At 65.6% G+C, this 5,426-nt stretch carries 5 protein-coding genes; 1 reads left to right on the top strand and 4 read right to left on the bottom strand.

What is annotated here, in order from left to right; translation table 11 throughout:
• Positions 1-371 precede the first annotated feature (371 nt).
• Complete coding sequence (kdsA, locus tag I6U14_RS07525; RefSeq protein WP_296898174.1) at positions 372-1,232, bottom strand: 3-deoxy-8-phosphooctulonate synthase; 861 nt, start codon at positions 1,230-1,232, stop codon at positions 372-374.
• A gap of 134 nt (positions 1,233-1,366) precedes the next feature.
• Here kdsA and I6U14_RS07520 point away from each other — a divergent pair, with 134 nt between their 5' ends.
• The gene (locus tag I6U14_RS07520; RefSeq protein ID WP_296898172.1) at positions 1,367-1,990 is read left to right on the top strand and encodes a Uma2 family endonuclease; all 624 of its coding nucleotides are present in this window, start codon (positions 1,367-1,369) and stop codon (positions 1,988-1,990) included.
• Positions 1,991-2,043: 53 nt separating this feature from the next.
• Here I6U14_RS07520 and ubiB read toward each other — a convergent pair whose 3' ends face one another.
• The 3 genes from ubiB to ubiE all read right to left on the bottom strand — a co-directional run bounded on the left by ubiB (position 2,044) and on the right by ubiE (position 5,231).
• Complete coding sequence (gene ubiB, locus I6U14_RS07515; protein WP_296898171.1) at positions 2,044-3,705, bottom strand: ubiquinone biosynthesis regulatory protein kinase UbiB; 1,662 nt, start codon at positions 3,703-3,705, stop codon at positions 2,044-2,046.
• A gap of 114 nt (positions 3,706-3,819) precedes the next feature.
• Positions 3,820-4,488, bottom strand: coding sequence for an SCP2 sterol-binding domain-containing protein (locus I6U14_RS07510; RefSeq protein WP_296898170.1), 669 nt, complete (start codon positions 4,486-4,488; stop codon positions 3,820-3,822).
• On the bottom strand, positions 4,485-5,231 hold the full coding sequence (ubiE, locus tag I6U14_RS07505; RefSeq protein WP_296898168.1) for a bifunctional demethylmenaquinone methyltransferase/2-methoxy-6-polyprenyl-1,4-benzoquinol methylase UbiE: 747 nt from the start codon (positions 5,229-5,231) through the stop codon (positions 4,485-4,487). Before ubiE ends, I6U14_RS07510 begins: the two co-directional genes overlap by 4 nt.
• Positions 5,232-5,426: the final 195 nt, after the last annotated feature.

Raw genomic sequence — 5,426 nt, 5'->3', positions numbered from 1 at the left:
TCTTGTGTGCGGGCTGACTGGAAGGCCAGCTCCTGCATGGCGTCTTCGAGGGTCGCGACGCGGGGCGCTAAGGTGGAGGATTCGGTCATGGCGGCGGGTTCTTTTTCAGGCGCAGCGTCTGTTTATGGCGGAGAGTAGCGAGTTTCGAGTGGCGAGGTTCGAGGAAGAGAAGACAGATCAGCAGGTTTTTTGCACGACAAACCGAAAACTGGCGCCCGATGGGCATAATATCCTGAAGGTAACAGCCACCGAGCGGTCTGGATCGACCGTCGAGCACATTATGTGCTTGGTCTCAATTGAACGAGCATCGCGTCACCGTCGCCGACGCGTGCGCGCTGGGGAGACCCTCATTTCCTGCTTCCACAGTATGGTTATTGCGGGCCGCTTCTCTGTTTTCTGGCGCGATCCAGGGCCAGCAGCTCGGTGAGTAGGTCTTTGAGCGTGTCCAGCCGCACGGAGTTCGGCCCGTCGCTCGCGGCGTTGTCCGGGTCGTCGTGCACTTCCATGAAGAGTCCGGCCACGCCGACGCCGATGGCGGCACGTGCAATAACAGGCACGTACTCCCGCTTGCCGCCGGAGGCGTTGCCGAGGGCGCCGGGCATCTGCACCGCGTGGGTGGCGTCCATGATGACCGGATAGCCGGTCTTGGCCATCTCGTACAGGCTGCGTGGATCCACCACGAGGTTGCCGTAGCCGAAGGTGACACCCCGCTCCACCAGCGTCATGTTGGTGCAGCCGGTGGACTCCAGCTTGGCCACCACGTTGGCCATGTCCCAGGGCGCCAGGAACTGGCCTTTCTTCACATTGACGGTGCGTCCGAACTCGGCCGCCGCCTCCCCCACCGCCAGCACGAAGTCCGTCTGCCGGCACAGAAATGCCGGGATCTGGAGCATGTCCGCGACCTCCGCCACGGGCCGGCACTGGGCCTCGGTGTGGACGTCCGTGAGCACCGGGCAGCCCACCGTCTCGCGGATCTCGGCGAGGATGGTGAGGCCCCGCGAAAGCCCCACACCGCGGCGTCCAGACAGGCTGGAGCGATTCGCTTTATCGAAGGACGCCTTGAAGATGTAGGGGATGCCCAAACCGGCGCAGATGGCCGCAATCTCCCGCGCCAGCATCAGCGCATGCTCGCGGGACTCGATCTGGCACGGTCCGGATTGCAGGACGAAGGGCAGGTCGTTGCCGAGCTTGATGGCGTCGGTGACGGCGATGTGCTTGCTGGGCTGGGTCATCTCGGGCGGCGCATCCGGTCGGTGAATCAATGCTCGGATGCTACAGAGCGCATCAATGCCGGACAATGTTAGGCTGGAGATGAACGATCAGTGACTGACCCGCCCGTGAACCGCCCGGTACGAGGAGCCGCATCATGAGCACTGTGATCGAGCCGACTCATGCGCGGTCGAGGCCGGAAGACGGCCGCGTCCAGCGCATCCTGTTGGAAGGCTTTCCGTGGGCGCGCTACGAGCAGCTGTCGGCCTGCTTCCCGGACAGCCGCGCGCCACGTATCACCTATATCGACGGGAGCCTGGAGATCATGTCGCCGGTCGGTCCAACACACGAGAACTGGAAGGAGGCCATCTGCCTGCTGCTCATCGCCTATCTTGAAGCCGAAGGCATCCGCTTCTACAGCCGCGGCGGCTTCACCCTCAAAGAGACCGGCCGCGCCGGCGGCGAGCCGGACGCGTCCTACTGCATCGGCACCGACAAGCCGGAGCCCGATCTGGTCATCGAGGTGGTCGACACCAGCGATGCCTTGAGCAAGCTGCCGTTGTACGGCGCGCTCGGCATCCCGGAGGTCTGGCTGTGGCGCCGGGAGCAGTTGGAGATTTATGTCCTTGATAAGCTGGACGTGCAGTCAGACAGCGGTTATCGGCTCAGCGACAGGAGCGGCCTGCTGCCGGAGCTGGATGTCGAGCTGCTCGCGGCGCACGTGCGCATGCCCGATCAGTACGACGCAGTGCGGGCGTTTCGGCAGGCGATTGCGCCTTAGTTGTGGGAGCGACATTCCTGTCGCGACAGAGGCAGCAGCGATGTCGTACGGCGCTATCGGCTACCGGCAAAGAGCGCCCGCCAGAAGAGCGCGAAGCTCATCACCAGCATCGCCCCCGCGGCGGCTGGCAGGAGCCAGGGCAGCCCCGCACAGGGCGCGCCGAACAACAGGATGGCGCTCGCAAGCCCCGCGAGCCCTAGCGCGCCGAAGGTGGACAGCAGGCGGCGGTTGTTGTCGCCCAGATTCTGGCGGATGGCCTTGAGGTCGCCCGTGGCACCCTCCGGATATGCGGCCGCCTGCTGCTCCAGTTGATCGATGATGCGGGTCAGCGCGATGGGGATCTCGGGCAGTCGCTCGGCGAGCGCAGGCCAGTTATAGGCGGTACGCTCCAGCAGTCGGCGGGCGCCGATCTGCTCGCGCATCCAGCGCTCCATGAAGGGCTTGGCGGTGGTCCAAAGGTCCAGCTGGGGGTAGAGCTGGCGGCCCAGCCCTTCGATGTGGATCAGGGTCTTCTCCAGCAGCACCAGCTGCGGCTGGATCTCCATGTCGAAGCGTCGGGCAGTCTGGAACAGGTTCACCAGGAAGCTGCCGAAGCCGATCTCGGCGATGGGCTTCTCGAAAATGGGCTCGCAGACGGTGCGGATGGCGGACTCGAACTCCTCCACCCGCGTGCCCCGGGGCACCCAGCCGGATTCCAGGTGCAGCTCGGCGACGCGGCGGTAGTCGCGGCGGAAGAAGGCCAGCAGGTTCTCCGCCAGGTAGCGCTGGTCCTCCTTGGTCAGGGTGCCGACGATGCCGAAGTCCACGGAGATATAGCGCCCGGAGGGCTCGACGAAGATGTTCCCCGGGTGCATGTCGGCATGGAAAAAATTGTCCCGGAACACCTGGGTGAAGAAGATCTCCACGCCCCGGGTGCCGAGCCGGCGCATGCTGATGCCCTGGGCCTTGAGGTCGTCCACGCGTGACACGGGCGTGCCGTAGATGCGCTCCATCACCATCACGTTCGGCCGCGTCCAGTCCCAGTACACCTCCGGGATGTACAGGTCCTCGCTGTGCTTGAAGTTGCGCCGCAGCTGCGAGGCGTTGGCTGCCTCGCGCTGCAGGTTCAGCTCGTCGAGGATGGTCTTCTCGTACTCCCGCACTACCTCCACGGGTCGCAAGCGCCGGCCGTCCGGCCAATAGCGCTGCGCGAGGTCGGCGAAGACGTACATCAGGTCCACGTCGCGGCGGATGGTCTTCTCGATCCCGGGGCGCAGTACCTTAACGATGACCTCCTGCCCGTCCTTGAACTGCCCCGCGTGGACCTGGGCGATGGACGCCGATGCCAGCGGCGTCTCCTCGAAGGCATCCAGCACAGATTCCACCGGCTGTCCCCATGCCTGCTCGATCAGCGTCCGCGCCTCAGTGCCCGGAAAGGGCGGTACTCGGTCCTGGAGACGGGCGAGCTCTTCGGCCATGTCCACCGGCAACAGATCAATGCGGGTGGAGAGCAGCTGACCGAACTTGATGAAGATCGGCCCCAGCTCCTCCAATGCGAGGCGCACGCGCACGGGGAAAGGCGGCAGGTCGCGCTTGATCCAGTTCCAGGGTGCCAGCCGCACCAGGAGCCGGAGCGGGCTGAGCGGCGGAATGGATACCACCACCTCGTCCAGCCCGTGCTTGAGCAGCACCAGGTTGATGTGCAGCAGGCGCAGCGCCTGCGGGATGCGAAGCATGGTCTGGGGGTGTGTCCTGTGCGCGGAGGCGGGCGGAGTCGGCGAGTGTCTGCCGTTTTGCTCAGTCGGACGGCTTGATATTAGTGTGTCGGGTTATGGCCCGGCGGGCAGCGATCAGCCTTGGCGGTGCCGCTCCAGTCGCTCTATGCGGGCTGCGAGTCGCTCGACATCGTCACGCACGGTATCGACGGCGGCGAGGAAATCGTCGAGCTCCTGGCGGCTCGGCACGACGGCCGCCTCTTCCTGCAGATACTCGCGCAGGTTCTCGGCGGCGATGTTGCGGCTGCGGCCGGCCCAGCGCTCGCCGGCGCGCGCGCGGTCCATGAGCCGGTGGGCGAGGGTATCCCCGAGGAGCTTGGAGAGCTGCTCCTCCCAGTCGATATCGAGCCCGCGGAAGACCTCGCCCAGGGTCTGCGCCAGGCGGTTGTCGCCGTCTATGCGGATGGAGCCTGCGAAGACAGCGTCCTCTCGATGCTCGGCCAGCACCATGCCAAGCAGGGCGACGGGGCTGCCGTGCACCACGCAGTCGGGCGCTGCCTCGTAAGCGCCATAGAGAAACAGGCGGGATTCGCCGGGAACCACATAGAGCCGTGTTCCGAAGCCTGTCAGCACGACCTCCAGGACGCCCCCCTGTACCTTGGCGAGCTGCGCGGCGCCCTCCGGATCCAGCGCGAGCACCCGGTTGACGGCAGCCTCGGCGGCGGCGAGCAGTGCATCCGGCAGCTGGATGCCGTGGCGCTCCGCTGCACCAGTAGGCGCATCGGTCTCGGCGTCGGTGGTCATAGCTTGTAGCCGCGGTGGATGGCGACGATGCCGCCGGTGTGGTTTTCGTAACTGCCGCGCTCGAAGCCCGCCTGCTCCATCATGCCGAGCAGGGTCTCCTGGTCAGGGTGCATGCGGATGGACTCTGCGAGGTAGCGGTAGCTGGCGGAGTCGCCGGCGACGAGCCGGCCGAGCGTTGGCAGCACCGTGAAGGAGTAGGCGTCGTACGCCTTCTCCAGGGGTTTGGTGGTGGGGTGCGAGAACTCCAGGATCAGGGCCCGGCCGCCGGGACGCAGCACCCGATACATCTCGTTCAGCGCCAATTGCTTGTGCGTGACATTGCGAAGCCCGAAGCCGATGGTGATACAGTCGAAGCTGTCCGTTGCAAAGGGCAGCGCCTCGGCATTGGCGAGCACATAATCCAGGTTGCCGACCAGCCCGGCATTGACGAGCCGCGAGCGGCCCTGCTCCAGCATGGCCTGGTTGATGTCGGACATCACCACCTCTCCGTCCGCGCCGACGATGCGCGCAAAGCGCTCGGCGAGGTCGCCGGTGCCGGCGGCGAGATCCAGCACGCGCTGACCGCGGCGCACGCCAGCGAGCTCCACGGTGCGGCGCTTCCACAGCCGGTGGATGCCGAGGGACATCAGGTCGTTCATCAGATCGTAGCGGCTCGCGACGGAGTCGAACACCGCCCGCACCCGATCCTGCTTCTCCCCGACAGGGACCTCTTCGTAGCCGAAATGGGTTTTCTCGTCGGACATTGACGGGACGCCTCGGAAACCAAAGCGCATAGTCTACCCGTGGTGGCGGTCGGGCTGTACGCGCCGTGTCTTATGGCCCAGCGAGTATCGAGTTTCGAGGGGCTAGGGGCGCGGTTCGGGCTCCTCGGTCCTCGCCCATTGCTCCCCGGAGCTCCCCTCAAGGTGGAAGATGGTTGCGATTGTAACCGGCCTTTT

It is taken from the genome of Thiohalocapsa sp., assembly GCF_019695415.1.
In the GTDB taxonomy this organism is placed as follows: Bacteria; Pseudomonadota; Gammaproteobacteria; order Chromatiales; family Chromatiaceae; genus Thiohalocapsa.
This window is presented reverse-complemented; position numbering and strand designations above follow the sequence as displayed.

Bases quoted from the DNA above. Each gene is read 5' to 3' on its own strand.
- kdsA (WP_296898174.1), bottom strand. From the start codon at position 1,232: ATGACCCAGCCCAGCAAGCACATCGCCGTCACCGACGCCATCAAGCTC.
- I6U14_RS07520 (WP_296898172.1), top strand. From the start codon at position 1,367: ATGAGCACTGTGATCGAGCCGACTCATGCGCGGTCGAGGCCGGAAGAC.
- ubiB (WP_296898171.1), bottom strand. From the start codon at position 3,705: ATGCTTCGCATCCCGCAGGCGCTGCGCCTGCTGCACATCAACCTGGTG.
- I6U14_RS07510 (WP_296898170.1), bottom strand. From the start codon at position 4,488: ATGACCACCGACGCCGAGACCGATGCGCCTACTGGTGCAGCGGAGCGC.
- ubiE (WP_296898168.1), bottom strand. From the start codon at position 5,231: ATGTCCGACGAGAAAACCCATTTCGGCTACGAAGAGGTCCCTGTCGGG.